General features: G+C 67.2%; 19 protein-coding genes. 4 read left to right on the top strand and 15 right to left on the bottom strand.

Annotation, left to right across the window (positions count from 1 at the left end):
• Positions 1-22: 22 nt before the first annotated feature.
• The 10 genes from AC1DJN_RS09465 to prmB form a co-directional block, all read right to left on the bottom strand.
• On the bottom strand, positions 23-2,041 hold the full coding sequence (locus AC1DJN_RS09465) for a flotillin family protein (RefSeq protein WP_025876158.1): 2,019 nt from the start codon (positions 2,039-2,041) through the stop codon (positions 23-25).
• Positions 2,038-2,712 (bottom strand): DUF1449 family protein, encoded by a 675-nt coding sequence (locus AC1DJN_RS09470; protein ID WP_032975011.1) that lies wholly within the window; start codon positions 2,710-2,712, stop codon positions 2,038-2,040. The genes AC1DJN_RS09465 and AC1DJN_RS09470 overlap by 4 nt, the downstream gene beginning before the upstream one ends.
• A 169-nt stretch (positions 2,713-2,881) precedes the next feature.
• Positions 2,882-3,538 (bottom strand): phosphoribosylanthranilate isomerase, encoded by a 657-nt coding sequence (locus tag AC1DJN_RS09475; RefSeq protein ID WP_025876155.1) that lies wholly within the window; start codon positions 3,536-3,538, stop codon positions 2,882-2,884.
• Complete coding sequence (gene truA, locus AC1DJN_RS09480; protein WP_478039133.1) at positions 3,535-4,305, bottom strand: tRNA pseudouridine(38-40) synthase TruA; 771 nt, start codon at positions 4,303-4,305, stop codon at positions 3,535-3,537. Before truA ends, AC1DJN_RS09475 begins: the two co-directional genes overlap by 4 nt.
• Positions 4,306-4,337: 32 nt before the next feature.
• Positions 4,338-4,697: a VOC family protein gene (locus tag AC1DJN_RS09485; RefSeq protein WP_025876153.1), complete on the bottom strand. Its 360-nt coding sequence runs from the start codon at positions 4,695-4,697 to the stop codon at positions 4,338-4,340.
• Positions 4,698-4,720: 23 nt separating this feature from the next.
• Positions 4,721-6,706, bottom strand: a complete 1,986-nt coding sequence (locus AC1DJN_RS09490; protein WP_442251656.1) for a FimV/HubP family polar landmark protein — start codon at positions 6,704-6,706, stop codon at positions 4,721-4,723.
• 105 nt (positions 6,707-6,811) lie between these two features.
• Complete coding sequence (locus tag AC1DJN_RS09495) at positions 6,812-7,840, bottom strand: aspartate-semialdehyde dehydrogenase (protein ID WP_032975013.1); 1,029 nt, start codon at positions 7,838-7,840, stop codon at positions 6,812-6,814.
• Between the two features lie 90 nt (positions 7,841-7,930).
• Complete coding sequence (locus tag AC1DJN_RS09500; protein ID WP_032975014.1) at positions 7,931-8,968, bottom strand: 2-hydroxyacid dehydrogenase; 1,038 nt, start codon at positions 8,966-8,968, stop codon at positions 7,931-7,933.
• Entirely contained in the window at positions 8,961-10,064 is a 1,104-nt protein-coding gene (gene aroC / locus AC1DJN_RS09505) for a chorismate synthase (protein ID WP_032975015.1), read from the bottom strand. The genes AC1DJN_RS09500 and aroC overlap by 8 nt, the downstream gene beginning before the upstream one ends.
• Positions 10,061-10,990, bottom strand: a complete 930-nt coding sequence (gene prmB, locus AC1DJN_RS09510) for a 50S ribosomal protein L3 N(5)-glutamine methyltransferase (protein ID WP_442251657.1) — start codon at positions 10,988-10,990, stop codon at positions 10,061-10,063. The genes aroC and prmB overlap by 4 nt, the downstream gene beginning before the upstream one ends.
• A 123-nt stretch (positions 10,991-11,113) precedes the next feature.
• Between prmB and AC1DJN_RS09515 the strand changes: the two genes are divergently transcribed.
• Both AC1DJN_RS09515 and asd read left to right on the top strand, forming a co-directional pair.
• Entirely contained in the window at positions 11,114-11,764 is a 651-nt protein-coding gene (locus AC1DJN_RS09515; protein WP_032975016.1) for an SCO family protein, read from the top strand.
• On the top strand, positions 11,761-12,603 hold the full coding sequence (gene asd / locus AC1DJN_RS09520; protein WP_025876139.1) for an archaetidylserine decarboxylase: 843 nt from the start codon (positions 11,761-11,763) through the stop codon (positions 12,601-12,603). The genes AC1DJN_RS09515 and asd overlap by 4 nt, the downstream gene beginning before the upstream one ends.
• 50 nt (positions 12,604-12,653) lie before the next feature.
• Here the strand turns inward: asd and AC1DJN_RS09525 are convergent, their stop codons facing one another.
• Positions 12,654-13,001, bottom strand: a complete 348-nt coding sequence (locus AC1DJN_RS09525) for a ribonuclease E inhibitor RraB (RefSeq protein WP_478039134.1) — start codon at positions 12,999-13,001, stop codon at positions 12,654-12,656.
• Between the two features lie 23 nt (positions 13,002-13,024).
• Positions 13,025-14,635, bottom strand: a complete 1,611-nt coding sequence (locus AC1DJN_RS09530; protein ID WP_478039135.1) for a transglycosylase SLT domain-containing protein — start codon at positions 14,633-14,635, stop codon at positions 13,025-13,027.
• Between the two features lie 122 nt (positions 14,636-14,757).
• Between AC1DJN_RS09530 and AC1DJN_RS09535 the strand changes: the two genes are divergently transcribed.
• Positions 14,758-16,263, top strand: a complete 1,506-nt coding sequence (locus AC1DJN_RS09535) for a helicase HerA-like domain-containing protein (RefSeq protein ID WP_025876133.1) — start codon at positions 14,758-14,760, stop codon at positions 16,261-16,263.
• Between the two features lie 79 nt (positions 16,264-16,342).
• A complete protein-coding gene (gene greB, locus AC1DJN_RS09540; RefSeq protein ID WP_478039136.1) occupies positions 16,343-16,858 on the top strand; it encodes a transcription elongation factor GreB in 516 nt (171 codons plus the stop codon).
• A gap of 43 nt (positions 16,859-16,901) precedes the next feature.
• Here the strand turns inward: greB and AC1DJN_RS09545 are convergent, their stop codons facing one another.
• The 3 genes from AC1DJN_RS09545 to AC1DJN_RS09555 all read right to left on the bottom strand — a co-directional run bounded on the left by AC1DJN_RS09545 (position 16,902) and on the right by AC1DJN_RS09555 (position 19,432).
• A complete protein-coding gene (locus AC1DJN_RS09545) occupies positions 16,902-17,720 on the bottom strand; it encodes a DUF3025 domain-containing protein (protein ID WP_032975019.1) in 819 nt (272 codons plus the stop codon).
• Entirely contained in the window at positions 17,717-19,078 is a 1,362-nt protein-coding gene (rimO, locus tag AC1DJN_RS09550) for a 30S ribosomal protein S12 methylthiotransferase RimO (protein ID WP_442252203.1), read from the bottom strand. Before rimO ends, AC1DJN_RS09545 begins: the two co-directional genes overlap by 4 nt.
• A gap of 147 nt (positions 19,079-19,225) precedes the next feature.
• On the bottom strand, positions 19,226-19,432 hold the full coding sequence (locus tag AC1DJN_RS09555) for a hypothetical protein (RefSeq protein WP_478039137.1): 207 nt from the start codon (positions 19,430-19,432) through the stop codon (positions 19,226-19,228).
• Between the last annotated feature and the right edge of the window lie 18 nt (positions 19,433-19,450).

The following is a 19,450-nucleotide window of genomic DNA, read 5'->3' on the forward strand; positions in this document are numbered from 1 at the left end:
GCGATGGCCATCGCCGGGTGGATCAGCGCGCGCTGTCGACCACGACGGTCGCCGCGACGGGCACGGTCTCTGCGTCCTCGGCGATCTGCCGCGGTGCATTGTCGGCCACGTTGACGCCCAGGTAGCGCTGCATCAGGTCCTGCACGATCGGACTCTTGCCGGCGAAGCCCTCGATCGACTTGCCCAGCGAAACCGCCTTGATCAGGTTCTCGAACATGCCGCCGTCGCCGCCAACCAGGTCGATGTCGGCGTTGCGCAGCGCGCTGGCGATGACGCCGGCGTTCTCGCGCGAGACTTCCTTGCCGGCTTCGATCGAGGCCAGCGCCTGCTTCAGGCTGTTGTCCAGCATCATGCGGAATTCTTCATGGCCGCGCGCCTGGTCGCTCAGCGAGGCGATGGCCTCGAACTTGCGGACCAGGCCCTCGGCCTCGGCCAACAGCTTCTTCTGCACCACGCCGGCTTCGGCGTTGCCCAGCGATTCGGTGGCGGTGGCGCGGGCCAGGCCCATCTTCTCCTCGCCCTGTGCCTGGGCCTGCAGCGTCTCGGCCAGCACGCGCGCCTCGTTGCTGCCCTGCTTCAGGTTCGCTTCGGCCTTGGCTTCGATCACGCGCGCCTCGGCGATGCCAACCTTCTCGATGGCCAGCGCCGACGCTTCGCGTACCTGCGCTTCGGCCAGGCCGGGTGCGGCCTGCTCGGCGCGGAAGGCATCGGCCAGCAGGCGCTTGGCCTCGGCCTGCTTGCCGGCGGCTTCGTGCTCGGCCTGCGCCAGCGTGGTCAGCTCCACCGCGCGATGCTTGGAGGCGGTCTCGCGGGCCTGGGCTTCCTTCACTTCGCGCACCAGCGATTCCTGCGCCTTCGCCTCGGCTTCCAGGATCAACACCTGCTTCTGGCGGTCGGCCTCGGAGACTTCGCGCACTTCCTTGATGCGCTCTTCTTCCTGCGCCACGGTCTTGTCGATGGAGATGCGTTCGCGGGTGATGTTGGCCACGTCCATCTTGCCCTGCTCGACCACCTTGTCGCGCTCCACGCCCTGCAGCTGCACTTCGCGGTCGGTGGTGACCTGCTCCAGCTGGCGTGCGCGCTCGACGCGCTCGGCTTCGATGGCCACGGCGCGCTGGCGGTTCTGCTCGGCCACTTCAACTTCGCGCATGCGGTTCTGCTCGCGGATGTCGATCACCTGCTGCGCTTCGATGCGGGCGTTCTCGGACAGCTGGCGCTGCTCTTCCTGCACCTTGGCGGTCTCGGCTTCCTCGCGCGCACGGATGGTCTCGATCTCGCGCTTCTGCCGTGCCTCGGCTTCGGCCTGCTGCCGTTCAAGGGCCAGCAGTGCTTCGCGGGCTTCGACGTTCTTCTTGGTGATGGCCAGCTTCTCGTTCTGCTCCAGCTCGTTGGTCACCACGTTCTGCGCAGCGGTCAGCTCGGTGATCTTGCGGATGCCCTGCGCATCGAGGATGTTGAACTGGTCCAGCAGCGACTTCGGAGTCTGCTCCAGGTAGTCGATGGCCACGTCTTCCAGCACATACCCATTGAGGTCGTTGCCGATCACCGCGATGATCTCGTCGCGGAATTCCTGGCGCTTCTCGAACAGCTCGGTGAAATCGAACTTCTTGCCGACCGTCTTCAGTGCTTCGGAGAACTTGGCGTTGAACAGCTCATCGACGGCATGCTTGTCCGACGCGCGGTCGGCGCCGATCGCCTTGGCCACGCGCAGTACGTCGGCCTGGGTCTCGTTGACGCGCAGGTAGAACGCCACGGCGATGTCGGCGCGCATGTTGTCGCGGCAGATCAGGCCTTCCTTGCCGCGGCGGTCGATCTGCAGGGTGATCAGGCTGATCCGCATCAGCTCGGCGCGGTACAGCACGGGAATGATCAGCGCACCGGTGAAATGCACTTTCGGGGTGGAACTCATGTCGTTGACGATCAGGGCCACGCCCTGGTCGACCTTGCGGTAGAACGCCTTGAACAGGCCCGCCACGCCGAGCAGGAGGGCGAGGACGCCGCCCACGATGATCAGGAAGGGGAGCACGGATGCCAACGTCATTGATGTTTCTCCTTGTTGCCCGGAAGCAGGTTGTCCTGGAAGTCGAGGGCGACCGCGTCGGCGCGGACCACCCGGTAATGGTGTTGTGCAGCCACGTGCTCGACCAGCACGATGCGCTCGCCGCGCTGCAGTTCGATGTCGCTGCGGATCTGCAGGACCAGGCCGGCACCGCCGTCATCGACGGTGGCATGGCCACTGCGTGCGTCGACCTTCGGCGAAGCGACCACGCCGACCCGGCCCAGCAGCGAGGCCTGCGGCACCGGGCGCAGGCGCAGCAGGAAGCGGCGGATGGGACGCAGCAGCAGCGCGGTGACCGGCACCGCCGGCAGGGGTGCGAGCACCGCCACGACGGTGCCCAATGACCAGCGCAGCAGGTCGGGCAACGGCAGCAGCAGGTACAGATGGATGAAGTAGGTGAGGGTCCAGGCGAACAGGCTCAGCAGCGTCACCACCACCATGAGCGGCACGCCGCCCAGGCCCCAGCGCGCCAGCAGCGCTGACAGGCCACTGAGATGGGCATCGCCTTCAAGGGCGCCATCGGCACCGGCCTCGCCGAAACCGTCATCGACCAGGCCAAAGGCGGCAATCCCCCAATACAGAACCGCCACCGCCAGCGCGACGCTGTACGGGAGGGTCGGATAACCGAGTACGACGGTTAGGAATTCCTGCATCGCTTGCCTTCCTGGGCGGGGGCGCCAGGCGCCCGTTCGGAGCACGCCACCAGCGGCTCCGTCGATCCTCGTGCCGGCCCTCATGGCCAGCACGCTTGGGGATCATCCTATGTGAAGAGGGTGTGCAGGCTCAAATGTGAAGACCGGACACCTCGGAAGTGACCGTGTCTCAATCCAGCACGGCGCAATCGGAGCGCCGGACTTCTTCCACGAACGTGCGCATCTTGTAGCCGTCCTTGATGCCCGGCTCCAGTTCGATGCCACTGGAGACATCCACGCCCCACGGCAGGGTCGCCAGCACGGCGTCATGCACGTTCTCCGGCGTCAGGCCTCCGGCCAGCAGGAACGGCCGGTGCAGGCCGGTGGGGATACGCGACCAGTCGAAGGCCACGCCGGTACCGCCGCCGCCGCCCGGCGCATGGCTGTCGAACAGGAAGCCGGCGGCGCTGGGGTAGCGCAGCTGCAGGGTGCGCGCATTGATCTCCTCGCGCCCGCCCATGGCGATCGCCTTCAGGTAAGGCATGTTGAAGCTGCGGCAGAAGCTCTCGTCTTCCTCGCCATGGAACTGCAGCAGGGTCGGCCGCACGGTACGCAGCACCTCGCGCACTTCTTCCCTGCTGTTGTTGCGGAACAACGCCACCACGTCGACCATCGGTGCGATGGCCTGGCGCATCGCGCGCGCTTCGGCCGGCGCGACCCGGCGGCTGCTCTCGCGGGCGAAGATGAAGCCCACCGCATCCACGCCCAGCTCGCCGGCCAGGCGCACGTCGCCGGCACGGGTCATGCCACAGAACTTGATGCGGGTACGGTAGTAGGAGCGGCTCATAGCGTTACCTCGGCGGGCAGATGCCAGTTGTCGGGGTACAGCGGCCCCAGGAACACCAGTCCCTGCGGAGGAGCGGTGGGACCGGCCACGGTGCGGTCGCGCCCGGCCAGCAGTTCGGCGATCCACTCCACCGGCTGCTCGCCACTGCCGACCAGTATCAACGAACCGACGATATTGCGGACCATGTGATGAAGGAATGCATTGCCGCGCACCGCCACCTCGATGACGTCGTCGTGGCGGCTGACCTGCAGCGACTGCAGCTCTCGCCGGGCATGCAGGGCCTGGCACTGGACCGAGCGGAAGGCGCTGAAATCGTTCTCGCCCAGCAGGGCCTGTCCGGCCAGGTGCATGCGCTCGGCATCGAGCGGGCGCCGCTCCCAGCTCAGGGTCTGCCGGCCCAGCGCCRGGCGCACTTCGCGATTGAGCAGGCGGTAGCGATAACGTCGTGCGCGGGCGGAGAAACGGGCATGGAAATCGTCGGCCACCGGCACGCACCAGCGCACGGCGATCGAACGCGGCAGGCGGGTGGTGGTGCCGAGCATCCACGCGCGCGGATCACGTACTACGTCGGTGTCGAAGTGCACGACCTGGCACTGGCCGTGCACGCCGGCATCGGTGCGGCCGGCGCAGACCACCTGCAGCGGGGTATCGGCCACCGATGACAGGGCCTGTTCCAGGCTGGCCTGGACGCTGGGTCCGCCCTCGCCCAGGTTCTGCCAGCCCCTGAAATCGCTGCCGTCGTACTCGACGCCGAGCGCGTAACGCATGTGCTACCTCGATATTGCGGGTGGGGCGGCGCTCAGGCCGGGTCGCGCTCGGACCAGACCGCCAGTTCGTTGCCACCGGGCTCGACGAACTGGAAACGGCTGCCGCCAGGGAAAGAGAACACGGTCCGCACGATCTGACCACCGGCCGCACGCACCGCCGCTTCCATCGGCGCCAGCTGGTCGGCATACAGCACCAGCAGTGGCGCGCCTTCGCTGGCACGTTGTGGTTGGCCACGGAAGAAGCCTCCCTGCAGGCGGCCATCATCGAAAGCGGTGTAGTCGCTGCCGTAATCGACAAACGACCAGCCGAACACGACCTCGAAGAACGCGCGGCTCGCAGCCGGGTCGCTCGAGGCGAATTCAACATAGTCGAGACGGCGTTCGCGGGTCATCGCAGGTCCTTGTCGAAAGGGTGTCAGGGCAGACGCGCCAGCAGTTCGCGGGCCTGCGCCTGGCAATGCAGGTCACCCCCTTCGGCAACCTCCTGCAGCAGGGTGCGCGCGGTCTGCGCGTCGCCCAGGTCCAGATAGGCGATGGCCAGTTCCAGCCGCTCCTGGCCGATACGCGGTGCCCAGTCATGGCCATTGTCTGCAGCAGACCCGACGGCGTCCTCGGCGGCAGCACGGTCGTCGTGCAGGTCGACCGGTGCAGCCGTCTCATGCTCATGCGGTTCGGCCGGCAGATCGAACACACCGCGGAACTGCGGCTCCTGTTCGGCCTGCAGCGCGTATTCGGGCACGGCCACCTCGGCTGGCTCGATGGGCGCCACCGCAGCCGCGCCGGCAGGATCGTCCCAACGCGGCAGATCGTTCACCGCAGCAGGCAGTTCAACCCGTTCGTCTTCATCAAGCTCACCCGCCCGCCACTCGGCCGGCGAGGCATCCTCATGGATGTCCGCAGCCGGCACGTCATGGTCGGCAGTGGCAGCCCAGGCCGGCATCGCCGGTTCCTGGCGACCGCCATCGGCAGCGAAGTTCACCCCGGCGTCCTGTTCGGTCAGGGTATCCAGCGCGGCACCTGCCGGCAGCGCTGCTGCCAGGCCGGCGGCATCGTGTTCATCGCGCAGCGGCGGCAGCGGCGAGGGCTTGCGACGACGCAGCAGCCAGGCGCCCAGGGCAGCCAGCACGAGCAGCGGCAGGCCCAGCCAGTACCAGGGCGTGCCAGCGCCGGGCGCACCGGGCGCCTGGGCCAAACGCTGCTGCGCGGCGGCCAGGTCGTTGTCCTTCATCGCGATCAGGGACTGCTGCTGCTCCTTGAGCTTCTCCAGCTCCGCCACGCGCTGCTTCAGATCGCCGATTTCGGCATCGCGGGTGGCGATGTCCTCCTTGGCCTGGCGCAGTTGTTCGTTGCCCAGCATGTCACCCTCGCTGCCGGCACTGGTGCCGGTGGTTGTGCCCGCGTGCGCGGCGTCGGATGCCAGCGCCGGAGCGATTTCAAGTCGTGCCCCGGTGGCCGCAGCCGGGGAAGAAGCAGCGCCATCGGCCTTGGCCACCGGCATCGCGGCGCCAGCCGGCTGTGGCACGGTGCGTGCCTGCCGCCACTGCGCGGCATGTTCGCGGACCAGCGCGGTGGCCTCGGCCGCATCCACCGCGGCCAGTGCGGTATCGCCCGGCATGCGCAGCACCGCGCCCTGCTTGAGCAGGTTGACGTTGCCACGGATGAAGGCTTCGGGGTTGGCACGCAACAGCGCGATCATCGCCCGGTCGCGACTGATCTGATTGCCACGGGCCAGCGAGCCGGCGATCTGCGAAAGCGTCTGTCCGCGCTGCACGGTCACACTGCCGTCTGCAGCGAGCGCTGGTGCAGGTGCAGGTGCAGGTGCAGGTGACGCAGCCCGTGGACGCGGTGCAGCAGGTGCGGCAGCCGGCGTGACCGGTGCCGGCTCGGGTGCGGTTGCAGCGGCGGCAGGCGCATCACGGACGATGGTGTCCGACAGCACGCCGGCCGGCGCGACGATTTCCGGTTCGGCCACGGCCAGTGCACTGGCCGGTGCATCGACCAGCGCCGAGTACTCACGCACCAGCCGGCCCTGGCCCCAGTCGGCCTCGACCAGGAAGCTCAACGAGGGTGTTTCCACTGGCGTCTGCGAGGTCACCCGCACCACCGCCCTGCCCTGCGCATTGCGGGTCAGCTCGAACTGCAGTTCGCTGACCAGACCYGCCGGGCGCTGCAGGCCAACGCGCTCGAAGGTGACCGGCGAAGCGAGCGCGACGCGCAGGTTCTCAAGTTCGGACGGATCGGCCGAGATCACCGGGATCTCGGCCAGCAACGGCTGTCCCGGCTTGGACAGGACCCGGATGTCGCCCAGGCCCAGGGCCATGGCCGAACTGCTGACCAGGGCCAGCAGCGCGGCGGAAAGACAGGTGAGCGGACGCCGTGCGCCCTTGGCTCGTTTATTCATGGGCGACACTATAAAGCGTGCGGACCACGGTCCGCACCCACCGGGGAGGCGGACTGCGCTAGTGCCGGCCAGCGGCCGGCACTACCGGTCAGGCAACAGCGGGGATCAGCGCTTCTCGGCGGCGACCAGCTCGGCCAGCTGCACCGCGTTGAGGGCTGCGCCCTTGCGCACGTTGTCCGACACGATCCACAGGTTCAGGCCGCGCGGATGCGACAGGTCCTCGCGGATGCGGCCGACGTACACCGCGTCGGTGCCCGAGGCATGGGTGACCGGCGTCGGGTAGCCACCGGCCTCGTGACGATCCACCACCTCGATGCCCGGCGACTGTTCCAGCAGCGCGCGCGCTTCGGCGACGGTCACCTTGTCACGGGTTTCGATCGCCACCGATTCGGAGTGGCCGTAGAACACCGGCACGCGCACCGCGGTCGGGTTCACGAGGATGCTGTCGTCGCCCAGGATCTTGCGCGTCTCCCAGACCAGCTTCATCTCTTCCTTGGTGAAGCCGTTGTCCAGGAAGTCGTCGATGTGCGGGATCAGGTTGAAGGCGATCTGCACCGGGAAACGCTGCGGATCGATTTCCTGGAAGCTCAGCAGCTGGCCGGTCTGCTTGCCCAGTTCTTCCAGTGCCGAACGGCCACCACCGGATACCGACTGGTAGGTGGACACGTTGATGCGCTCGATGCCGTACTTGCGGTGCAGCGGTGCCAGCGCGACCAGCATCTGCATGGTCGAGCAGTTCGGGTTGGCGATGATGCCGCGCGGACGGTTGGCGACCTGGTCCGGATTGACCTCCGACACCACCAGCGGCACGTCATCGTCGTAACGGAAGGCCGAGGAGTTGTCGATCACCACCGCGCCAGCGGCAGCGAACTTCGGGGCGTATTCCTTGGACACGCTGCCACCGGCCGAGAACAGGGCGATTTCCACGCCACTCGGGTCGAAAGTGGCCAGGTCCTGGATCCTGACCTTGTTGCCGTTGTATTCGACTTCGCCGCCGGCCGAGCGCTCGGAAGCGAGCAGGCTCAGGGTGCCGACCGGGAAATCGCGCTCGGCCAGGATGGCCAGCATGGTCTCGCCGACCGCGCCGGTGGCGCCGACGATGGCGACGTGGAAGCTGCGTTGTGCATTGCTCATGGGGGAACTCTCACGAAAACGGGAAGGGGGAAAACTCACGCACGACAGCTGGGTTCGGGGAGCCTCCTCGGATGGATGCGCGGAGGTTCCCTATCGTTTCCCGCTTTTTTTGTCCGAGGTCGCGCGCGCGGCAAGGGCCGCGTCGGCGTTGATCGCGCTCGGCATGCGCGACGGGCTGCCATCCAGGCCAAGCCCGGCCAGCAGATTGTCCACGGCCATCTGCACCATGGCCGTACGCGTGGCCAGCGATGCGCTGCCGATATGCGGGGTCAGCACGATGTTGCGCAGGGCCAGCAGTTCCGGCCGCACGTTCGGTTCGCCTTCGTAGACATCCAGGCCGGCCGCCGCCAGGCGACCGTTGGCCAGTGCATCGGCCAACGCCAGTTCGTCGACGATGCCGCCGCGGGCGATGTTCACCAGGGTGGCAGACGGCTTCATCCTGGCCAGCGCGGCGGCGTCGATGATGTGGTGCGAGGCGGCGGTGTATGGCAACACGGTCAACAGATGGTCGGACTGCGCCAGCAGCGTGTCCAGATCCACGTAGGTCGCTCCGAGCGCGGCTTCGGTATCGGCCGGCAGCCGCGAACGGTTGTGGTAGAGCACCTTCATGCCGAAGCCGTGCGCGCCGCGACGGGCGATGCCCTGGCCGATGCGGCCCATGCCGAGGATGCCCAGCGTGCTGCCATGGATGTCGGCCCCCAGCATGGTCTGGAACGACCACTGCCCCCACTGGCCCTCGCGCAGCCAGCGCTCGGATTCGGTGATCCGGCGCGCGGTGGCCATCAACAGCGCAAAGCCGAGATCGGCGGTGGTCTCGGTGAGAACGTCCGGGGTGTTGCTGGCGAGAATGCCGGCGGCGCTGAGCGCGTCGACATCCAGATTGTTGTAGCCGACGCCGACATTGGCGATCAACTTCAACTGCGCGGCATCGGCGACCTGGGTCGCACCGATGCGTTCGTTGAGGGTGATGATCGCCCCGTCAACGTCCGCCAGCTGCGCGGCGATCTGCTGTGGCGACCAGGCGGTGACGGTATCGGTGGTGCGCAGCTGCACGCGATCGCGCAACGGCGCGATGGCCGCGTCGATCAGCGGCTGGCTCACCCATACCGTCGGCCGCGTATCAGCCATCAAGCTGGCCGGGAATGCGCGGAGTGATGGTGCCGACATCGCCGCACTGCGCGCGGTGGCGCAGCGCCTGGTCCATCAGCACCAGGGCCATCATCGCCTCGGCGATGGGCGTGGCGCGGATGCCGACGCAGGGATCATGGCGGCCGGTGGTGACCACCTCCACCACATTGCCGGCCGTATCCAGCGATTCACCGGGCAGGCGCAGGCTGGAAGTCGGCTTGAGCACCATCGAGGCGACCACCGGCTGGCCGGTGGAAATGCCACCGAGAATGCCGCCGGCATGATTGCTGGCAAAACCCTGCGGAGTCAGCAGGTCACGGTGTTCGGTGCCCTTCTGCATGGCGCTGGCGAAACCGTCGCCGATCTCCACGCCYTTSACCGCGTTGATGCTCATCAGTGCGGCCGCGAGCTCGCCATCAAGCTTGCCGTAGATCGGCTCGCCCCAGCCCGGCGGTACATTGTCGGCGATCACGTCCACGCAGGCACCGACCGAATCGCCGGACTTGCGCAGCGCATCCATGTACGCCTCCAGCTCGGGCACCTGTGCGGCGTGCGGCCAGAAGAACGGATTCTCCTCGACTACCGACCAGTCGAAACCGGCCGGAGTGATCCCGCCCAGCTGCGACAGGTAGCCGCGCACGGTGATGCCGAAACGCTCGGCCAGCCATTTCTTGGCGACCACGCCAGCAGCCACGCGCATGGTGGTCTCGCGCGCCGAGGAGCGGCCACCGCCGCGCGGGTCGCGGATGCCGTACTTGTGCCAGTAGCTGTAGTCGGCATGCCCCGGACGGAACTGCTGGCCGATGTTGCTGTAGTCCTTGCTGCGCTGGTCGGTGTTGCGGATCAGCAGCGCGATCGGAGTGCCGGTGGTCAGGCCCTCGTACACCCCGGACAGGATCTCGACCTCGTCGGTCTCGCGCCGCGCCGACGTATGCCGGCTCTTGCCGGTGGCGCGACGCTGCAGGTCATGGTTGAATTCGGCCGCGTCCAGCGCCAGCCCCGGCGGGCAGCCATCGATCACGCAGCCGATGGCCGGCCCGTGCGATTCGCCGAACGTGGTGACGGTGAACAGCTTGCCGAACGAATTGGAGCTCACGGGCGCTGCGCCGCCAGTTCGGTGATGCGCGCGCTGTGGGCGATCAGCTCGCGGCACTCGACCGCGAAGATGCCCATCTGGCCGACCTTGAATTCGACCCAGGCGAAATCCACTTCCGGCAGCAGCTTGATCAGGTGCTGTTCGGATTCGCCCACTTCACAGATCAGCAGGCCGTCCTCGCTCAGGTGCAGCGGCGCGTCGCGCAGGATCTTCAGCACCAGGTCCAGGCCGTCGTCGCCGGCACGCAGGCCCATCTCCGGCTCGCAGGAGTATTCCTGCGGCAGGGCGTCGGTCTCGTCGTTGGTGACGTACGGCGGGTTGGTGACGATCAGGTCGTAGTGGCGACCGGTCAGGCCGTTGAACAGGTCCGACTTCAGCAGGGTCACGTTGTGCGCCTGCAGGCGTTCCTTGTTCTCTTCGGCCAGTGACAGCGCCTCATCGCTGAGGTCCACGCCGTCCACTTCCCAGTTCGGGTAGTAGTGGCCCATGGCGATGGCGATGCAGCCCGAACCGGTGCACAGGTCCAGCGCGCGGTTGACATCGCGGCCGGCCAGCCACGGCTCGAAGCCGCACTCGATCAGTTCGGCGATCGGCGAACGCGGCACCAGGGCGCGCGTGTCGCTCTTGAAGCTGAGGCCGGCGAACCAGGCTTCACCGGTCAGGTAGGCAGCCGGGATGCGCTCGTCGATGCGGCGCTGGAACAGCTCCAGCACCGCCAGCTTCTCTTCGCGCAGCAGGCGCGCCTGGCCGTAGGCCGGGCCGAGGTCGTGCGGCAGGTGCAGGCCGTGCAGCACCAGCTGGGTGGCCTCGTCCAGGGCATTGTCGTAGCTGTGCCCGAAGGTCAGGCCCGCAGCATTGAAACGGCTGGTGCCGTAGCGGATCAGATCGATGATCGTATGGAGTTCGGCGGCCGTTTCAGCGGTCATGGCGGTACTGCGGGCAAAGTGGCCCCCGATTATAGGGGTTGCCGCCTGCGCCGGCATCCGTTGCGGCAGAAACGATCCAGCCGCAGCCGGTATGATGGTGGCCACTTCCTGCGGCGGAATCCCATGTTCAATCGCAACGTCGGCATCATCCTGCTGATCGCCCTGGCGGCGGGCCTTGGCCTGCTCGCCGCCCAGCAGGTGTTCGCGCCGAAGCCGCCGGCCGGGCAGCCGGCCACCGAAGCGATCACCCTGTACCCGCAGCCGCGCACCCTGCCCGACTACAACCTGGCCCAGTCCGACGGCACGCGCCTGATTCCCGGCGAACTGAAGGGCCACTGGACCCTGGTGTTCCTCGGCTTCACGTTCTGTCCAGACGTCTGCCCGACCACCCTGGCCGAGCTGGCCGGGGCGCAGAACCAGTGGGAAGCCCTGCCCGACGGCCTGCGCCCGCGCGTGCTGTTCGTCTCGGTCGACCCGGAGCGCGACACCGCCACGCGCCTGGGCGAGTACGCCCATGGCTTCCACAAGGACACCCTGGCAGCGACCGCCGACATTCCCTCGCTGGAGCGCTTTGCCACCTCGCTGGGCTTCGTGTTCCAGAAGGTGCCGGGCAAGCACTTCGACGAGAATCCCGAGGATTACACCCTCGAGCACTCCGCCAGCCTGGCCGTGCTCGATCCGCAGGGCCGGCTCGCCGGCCTGGTGCGGCCCCCGTTCAATGCGCCGGCGATCGCCCGCGACCTGCAGAAGCTGACCGAGAAATCCGCCCCATGAGTCTGACCACCGCCCTGACGTACGTCCTGCCCCACCGCCTGCTGTCCTCGATGGCGCGTTCGCTGGCGTACTCGGACAACCCGCGCGTATCGCGCTGGCTGATCGACACGGTCACCCGCAAGTTCAACGTCAACCTGGATGAAGCGGCCAATCCGGACCCGCGCAGCTACCCGACCTTCAACCAGTTCTTCACCCGCGCGCTGAAACCCGGCGCGCGCGTGGCCGATGCCGATCCGCGCAGCCTGGTGATGCCGGCGGACGGCCGCATCAGCCAGCTCGGAAAGATCGACGCCGGGCGCATCTTCCAGGCCAAGGGGCAGTCGTTCACCGCCGCCGAGCTGTTGGGCAGCGCCGAGGACGCCAAGCCGTTCAACGAGGGCCTGTATGCYACGGTGTACCTGTCGCCGCGCGACTACCACCGCGTGCACATGCCGTGGACCGGAACCCTGCGCGAAACCGTGCACGTGCCCGGTCGCCTGTTTAGCGTCGGCCCGGCCGCGGTGAACAACGTGCCTGGCCTGTTCGCACGCAACGAACGCCTGGTCTGCCATTTCGATACCAGCTTCGGCCCGATGGTCAGCGTGATGGTCGGTGCGCTGCTGGTGTCGGGCGTGGAAACGGTGTGGAGCGGCGAAGAGATTCCGCACTACGGCGACCGCATCACCCGCAAGGATTACCGGGGCCGCGGCATCACGCTGCAGCGCTTCGAAGAGATGGCGCGCTTCAATTACGGCTCGACCGTGATCGTGCTGCTGCCGCCGGGCGTGGCCGAATTCGCCCCGCATCTGGATGCCGAGCATCCGGTACAGCTGGGCCAGGCACTGGCCAAGCTGCGCTGATCCTGCGGTAGTGCCGGCCGCTGGCCGGCATCTCCGTTGATCCAACGCATTTACTGCAGGGTCGGCGCCGGGCCGACGTCCATGCCGTCGTAGTCTTCCACGCCCATCTGCGTGGCCAGCGCGCTCAGTTCCTGGTTTCGCTTGTCCAGCGAGGTTTCGTCGTRCACTTCCACGCGCTCCACATGCAGCACGTGGAATGCAGCCTCACCGTCTTCCGGCTCCTGCTCGAACACTTCCACCAGCACATAACCCTGTGCCTGCAGGTGGGTGGCCAGTGCGTGCAGCGGCTCGGCGGTGGAGTGCACGAAGAAGTACCCCCACAGCAGCGGGGCGTCCAGGTCCCAGTCGGTGTTCTCGCGAAGGTTGGTGAACAGGTTGCGGGTGTCTTCGAGGTCCATGCGATATCCAGATTGCGGAAAGATTATTTGTCGCAGCCCTGCAGCTTCAGCACCTGGCCGTGGCGCAGGCTGTAGCCGGGGGCCTTGAGGCCATTGGCGCGGGCCAGCACCGGCACATCGCACTGGAACTTCGCGGCGATCCGGCCCAAGGTCTCACCCTTGCCGACCTTGTAGCTGCGGGCCGGCTTGGCGCGCGGGGCCGGCGCCGGGCGCGGCGCAGCCACCGGCGCGGCGGGCGTGGTCGGCACGCTGCTGGCGGCATTGGGATCGACCACCGGCACAACCCCGCCCACGGCCACGCTGCCGGTGTAGCTGGCAGCACTCGGGCGCACGATCGCGGCATTGAGGTCGGCGGTGATCAGGGTGCGGGCCAGATCGGCACGCGGGCCGCTGACGCAGTTGCGCGCGTACAGGCCAGCAATGCGGTTGGTGGCGTTGATGAGGGTTCCTGCCGGAATCCAGCCATCGGCCTCATAGCGCGGGTTGAGGTTGCGCAATGCGCGCATGTAGCCATCGCGGGTGCCATGGCTGCCCAGGCAGATGGTCAGTTCGTAGATCGTGGTCGAGCGGGCCAGGCGGATGGTGGCCGGCTGCGCGTTGATCTTCGGGAACTCCACGCCGTACTGCTGGGGGTGCAGGAAGATCCAGGACGCGGCGATCACCATCGGCACGTAGTCCTTGGTTTCGCCCGGGAACTGGTTGTAGACGCTGTCCACCCAGAAGCTCTGGCCCGGGTACTGCTTGTAGACGCGCGCTGCGCGGCCCTCACCGCCGTTGTAGCCGGCCAGCGACAGTTCGACGTTGTTGTTGAGCTCACGCATCCGCTCGTTGAGGTACGTCGCGCTGGCTTCAGCGGCGCTGCGCGCATCGAAGCGGGTATCGAAACCGGTATCGTCCGGGCCGAGGCCGAAGCGGCGGCCGGTAGCCGGCATGAACTGCATCAGGCCCGCGGCGCCCGCACGCGAGGACGCATGTACACGGCCGTTGGATTCCTTSGCCATSAYGCCGAACAGCAGCGCCTCGGGCAGGCCGCGCTTCTCCCATTCCGGCCACATCACCGCACGCAGGTTCTGGTAGTTCTCGTAAGTGGTCATCAGCGCCGGGCGCATGTCGGTCAGCCAGCGGCGGATGCCGGCCTGCACGGCGGGGTTGTACTCGACCATGTTGTCGAAGGCATGGCGCTTGTCGTTCAGCAGCGCCGCTGCGCGGGCCGCCTCGGGCACGTCGGCAGCCAGCGGGCCGACATGGTCCGGGTCGGCTTCCAGGCGGTCGCCGGCTTCATCGGCCACGTCATCATCGGCGGCGGCATCGGCATCGTGCTTGAGCAGGCGCTTGTAGGTCGACAGCATGTTGCTCATCTGGCAGCCCTTCTGCTTCACGCATTCGCTGATGACATCTTCCATGTCCTCCAGCGCGGCATCGGCCTCGTTGCGCCCCTTCGGATCGGCGTTGGCCACCAGCAGAACGGCATCGCTGTAGCGCTTCTCGGCTGCGGTCATGCGCTGCTGCAGGGCATCCACCTTCACCTTGTCCCGGGCCGAAACCCGCTGTGCGTGGGCCTCCGGTGCCAGGGAAACCAGGCCAGCCAGGGCCAGCAGCGGCCAGGTGCGGGAAATCAGGACAGGAACGGGCATTGGTGGCACTGTGTATGAAACAGGCAGGCAGAGTAGCGGCGCTGCCAAGGTCGGGGCAAGCCGACCTTCGGCCCGTCACCGTCGGCGGTTAACATTGGCACATTCATCACAAGGGCTGGACCATGGATCCGATTCTGCTCGGCAAAGGCATCACCGACGATGTGGCTGTCACCCTGCTGCCGAAACTCGGCAACCGCCATGGGCTGGTCGCCGGCGCCACCGGCACCGGCAAGACCGTGACCCTGATGACCCTGGCCGAGGGCTTCTCGCGGATCGGGGTACCGGTGTTCCTGGCCGATGTGAAGGGCGATGTCTCCGGCCTGGCCGTGCCGGGCACCGGCGCCGAGAACCTGCTCAAGCGCGCGGCCGAGATCGGCGTGAGCGACTATGCCCCGGCCGCCAGCCCCACCGTGTTCTGGGACCTGTACGGCAAGCTCGGCCACCCGGTTCGCACCACCGTGAGCGAGATGGGCCCGACCCTGCTGGCCCGCATCCTGGAATTGAACGACACCCAGGCCGGCGTGCTCGACATCGTGTTCAAGCTGGCCGACGACCGCGGCCTGCTGCTGCTGGACATGGACGACCTGCGCGCCCTGCTCGGCCTGGTGGCCGAGGAGCGCAAGGACATCTCCACCGAGTACGGCCTGGTCAGTGCGCAGTCGGTGGCCGCCATCCAGCGCGCCCTGCTGCGGCTGGCGCAGGACGGCGGCGAGCATTTCTTCGGCGAACCGGCGCTGGAACTGGCCGACATCATGCGGGTCAACCATGACGGCCGCGGTGTCATCGGCATCCTTGCCGCCGACCAGCTGGTGCTCAAGCCCAAGCTGTACTCCACGTTCCTGCTGTGGCTGTTGTCGGAGCTGTTCGAGCAGCTGCCCGAAGTGGGCGACCTCGACAAGCCGAAGCTGGTCTTCATTTTCGACGAAGCGCACCTGCTGTTCGACGATGCACCGCCCGCTCTGGTACAGCGCATCGAACARGTGGTGCGGCTGATCCGTTCCAAGGGCGTGGGCGTGTACTTCTGCTCGCAGTTCCCGGACGACGTGCCGGCCAACATCCTYGGCCAGCTCGGCAACCGKGTACAGCACGCGCTGCGCGCATTCACCCCGCGCGACCAGAAGGCGGTGAAGACCGCCGCCGAGACCTTCGTGCCGAACCCGAAGCTGGATGTGGTGAAGGTGCTCAGCCAGCTCGGTACCGGCGAAGCGCTGGTCTCCACGCTGCAGGACAAGGGCGTGCCGATGCCGGTGCAGCAGACGATGATCGCGCCACCCCGCTGCCGCATGGGACCGGTCACCGACACCGAACGTACGCAGGTGCGTGCCGGCAGCCCGGTCGGCACGCGCTACGACACTGCCGTCAACCGCGAATCGGCAGCCGAACTGCTGGCGCAGCGCGCGCAGAAGGCCGTCGAGAAAACCGATGCGCCGGCCGCACGCAGCCGTGAGCAGGACGAGGCGCAGGAAGGCGGTTTCGGGCAGTCGATCAAGGACGCCATTTTCGGTACCAAGCGCCGCCAGGGCATGATCGAGACGATGGCCAAGCAGACCACGCGTACGGTCGGCACCAAGCTGGGCAACCAGATCGTGCGCGGCATCCTCGGTGGCATCTTCGGCGGCAAGCGCTGAGAGCCCCCGGCAGTTCCTTTGCGGCGCGCCGGCGACGGCGCGCCGTAGTTGTTTCATTCCGCACGAGAATCCGCATTACATGTCGCGTTGGCGTCCCCCCGCAGAAAAGAGCACCGCGCTGATCACCGCCGCCGGCCATGCACGCCTGAAAACCGAGCTGGATGAGTTGTGGCGGGTGCGTCGACCCGAGGTGGTCAAGGCACTGGCGGCGRCCGCGGCCGAAGGCGATCGCTCGGAGAATGCCGAATACACCTACCGCAAGAAGCAGCTGGGCGAGATCGATCGTCGCGTGCGCTACCTGACCAAGCGCCTGGAATCGCTGCGCGTGGTCGACACCACGCCGACTGATCCGCAAGCCGTGTTCTTCGGTGCGTGGGTTGAGCTGGAGAACGTGGACAGCGGGCAGACCAGCCGCTACCGCATCGTCGGGCCGGATGAGACCGATGCGGGGCTGGGCTGGATCAGCATCGATTCGCCCTTGGCGCGGGCCTTGTTGAAGAAGCGCCTGGATGATGAGTTTTCAGTGGAACTACCCAGTGGCAACCACACCTTTGCGGTGATCGGTGTGGAGTACGAGACCGCGGCCAACGGCTGAGCCTGTGGCGGGCAGCGGCGCTCAGCCGGGCATGGGCCCGGTTCTACAGAAGCGGCGGCGGATAGCGGCGCCCTTCGCGCAGCGGACGGAAGTAATCGTCGTTCGCGTAAAAGGCTGGCGCCTGGTCGGTGTGCCAGCCGGGAATACCCGCCAATGGCAGCGGACGCAGTTCCAAGGGATCGAGCAGCACCCTGCCCTCCTCGATGGCGCGCGCGACCGTGTCGATGCAGCCCGCATCGTCATCGCCCTGCAGCACCACGCATTTGCCGACCAGCAGCCGGCCCGGCAGCAGCGCCTGTTCCATCAAGGCATGACCGAATACCGCGGCGATGGCGATCCGTCCTGACTGCCAATGGATCGGCTGGAACAGCACGCGCCACTGGTGAGCATCCCAGGCTGCAAGCAATGCCGGGTCGCGCACGCGTACCACCACGCCGGTTTCATCGAACTGGGTCAGCGCGGCCTGCGCGCGGTTGCGCTGTCCTGCGGCCATGCCCTCGATGTGCCGGCATTGCTGCGCGTTGAGTGCGCACTTGATCGGCAGGTAGCGTGCCCAGACCAGGGCGTTGAACAGGTCGTGCCAGTTGCCCGCGCGGGTTGCGATGCGCCCTTCGGCAATGCGCGTTTCGTAGTGCAGGCCGTCGGCCAGCAACGCCGCATCCTGTTCAACAACGCGCTTGCCCGGCAGCGCCAGGCGCGCGTCCAGATCGACCACGCGTGGCCAGTCCGCTGCCGTCAGCAGATCACCGAACCCGGCGATACCGGCAAACAGCGGATGATCGAAGGCAGCCCTGTCCACCGCCGCACGCAGCGGCGGCACGAAGCGGCGGGGGCCGCCATCAGCAGCCTCCGCCCCGGTCACAGCACCTTGAGGTCGAATGCCGGGCGCGTGGTCGGCGGCAGTGCGTCGCCGTAGAGATCGTGCTCGTCGCTCTCGGTGATTTCCACGTCGACGAACTCACCCACGCGCAACGCCACCTGGTCTGCGTTCTGGATATGCACCAGGCCGTCGATCTCCGGCGCATCGGCCTTGGAACGGGCCACCGCGATATCGCCTTCGATGGCATCGACCAGGCATTGCTGCACCGTGCCGATCTTGGCTTCCAGACGCGAAGCCGAAATCTGCGCCTGGTTCTCCATGAAGCGCGCCAGTCGTTCCTGCTTCACTTCTTCCGGCACCGGGTCCGGCAGGTTGTTGGCCGTAGCGCCCTCCACCGGTGAGTAGGCGAACGCACCGACGCGGTCCAGCTGCGCTTCGTCCAGGAAGGACAGCAGCTCTTCGAACTCGGCCTCGGTCTCGCCCGGGAAACCGACGATGAAGGTCGAACGCACGGTGATGTCCGGTGCGATGCGGCGCCAGTTCTGCACCCGCTCCAGGGTCTTCTCGACCGCGCCGGGGCGCTTCATCAGGCGCAGGATGCGCGGGCTGGCGTGCTGGAACGGGATGTCCAGATACGGCAGGATCCGGTTCTCGGCCATCAGCGGCACCACGTCATCGACGTGCGGATACGGATAGACGTAGTGCATGCGCACCCACGCATCCAGTTCGGACAGGCCTTCGCACAGCGCCTTCAGGCGGGTCTGGTAGGCCTTGTCGCGCCACATCTTCTCGGCGTACTTCACATCCACGCCGTAGGCAGAGGTGTCCTGCGAAACCACCAGCAGTTCGCGCACACCGCCGCGCACCAGGCGCTCGGCTTCGCGCAGCACCTCGTCCACGGGACGCGAGACCAGCTTGCCGCGCATCGACGGAATGATGCAGAAGCTGCAGTGGTGGTTGCAGCCTTCGGAAATCTTCAGGTATGCGTAGTGGCGCGGGGTCAGCTTGATGCCGTAGTCCGGCACCAGATCCACGAACGGGTCGTGCTTGGGCGGCAGCGCCGCATGCACTGCTTCCATCACGCTCTGGTAATCCTGCGGCCCGGACACCGCCAGCACGTTCGGGTACGCCTCGCGGATCTGCTCCGGGCGCTTGCCCAGACAGCCGGTGACGATGACCTTGCCGTTCTGGTTCATCGCCTCGCCGATGGCATCCAGCGATTCGGTCACCGCCGAATCGATGAAGCCACAGGTGTTGACCACCACCACGTCGGCCGAATCATAGGACGGGACGATGTCGTAGCCTTCCGAGCGCAGCTGGGTGAGGATGCGCTCGGAATCGACGAGGGCCTTCGGGCAGCCAAGGCTGACGAAGCCGACTTTGGGGTTCAGCTGGGACATGGAATCGCGGGACTCTGGGGGCCTGGGCCCCTGCCGGCATGGCAGGGGGACCTGGGGGCCGGGGCCTGAAAGGGCGCCAGTATACCGGGGTTGGGCCACGGTCCCTGAACTGCCGCGACAGTCCCTTCTCCGCCCCAGGCCGAGCTTTCAGGGCAAGGCGACGGGCAATTCGTCCACTTCCACCGGCTCGAACCGGTATAGAGCGCCGAACTTCAGGGCATAGGCATCGRCCGGCGCTACCGGAATCACCATCTGCGGCAGAACCGCCTCCCCCTCCGCACGGAAGTGCAGGTTGACCACGCCGGGCTGCTCCACGGCGCGGGTAAGCAGGACAAGTCGGGCATTGAATTTCATGAGAACTCCAGGAAAAAA

The organism is Stenotrophomonas sp. 05L414_2, from assembly GCF_056397905.1.

What these genes read in the sequence shown, in the direction of transcription:
- AC1DJN_RS09485 (WP_025876153.1), bottom strand. Translation starts at nt 4,697, where the DNA reads ATGACCCGCGAACGCCGTCTCGACTATGTTGAATTCGCCTCGAGCGAC.
- AC1DJN_RS09470 (WP_032975011.1), bottom strand. Translation starts at nt 2,712, where the DNA reads ATGCAGGAATTCCTAACCGTCGTACTCGGTTATCCGACCCTCCCGTAC.
- AC1DJN_RS09500 (WP_032975014.1), bottom strand. Translation starts at nt 8,968, where the DNA reads ATGGCTGATACGCGGCCGACGGTATGGGTGAGCCAGCCGCTGATCGAC.
- rimO (WP_442252203.1), bottom strand. Translation starts at nt 19,078, where the DNA reads ATGTCCCAGCTGAACCCCAAAGTCGGCTTCGTCAGCCTTGGCTGCCCG.
- AC1DJN_RS09465 (WP_025876158.1), bottom strand. Translation starts at nt 2,041, where the DNA reads ATGACGTTGGCATCCGTGCTCCCCTTCCTGATCATCGTGGGCGGCGTC.
- AC1DJN_RS09515 (WP_032975016.1), top strand. Translation starts at nt 11,114, where the DNA reads ATGTTCAATCGCAACGTCGGCATCATCCTGCTGATCGCCCTGGCGGCG.
- AC1DJN_RS09495 (WP_032975013.1), bottom strand. Translation starts at nt 7,840, where the DNA reads ATGAGCAATGCACAACGCAGCTTCCACGTCGCCATCGTCGGCGCCACC.
- prmB (WP_442251657.1), bottom strand. Translation starts at nt 10,990, where the DNA reads ATGACCGCTGAAACGGCCGCCGAACTCCATACGATCATCGATCTGATC.
- AC1DJN_RS09475 (WP_025876155.1), bottom strand. Translation starts at nt 3,538, where the DNA reads ATGAGCCGCTCCTACTACCGTACCCGCATCAAGTTCTGTGGCATGACC.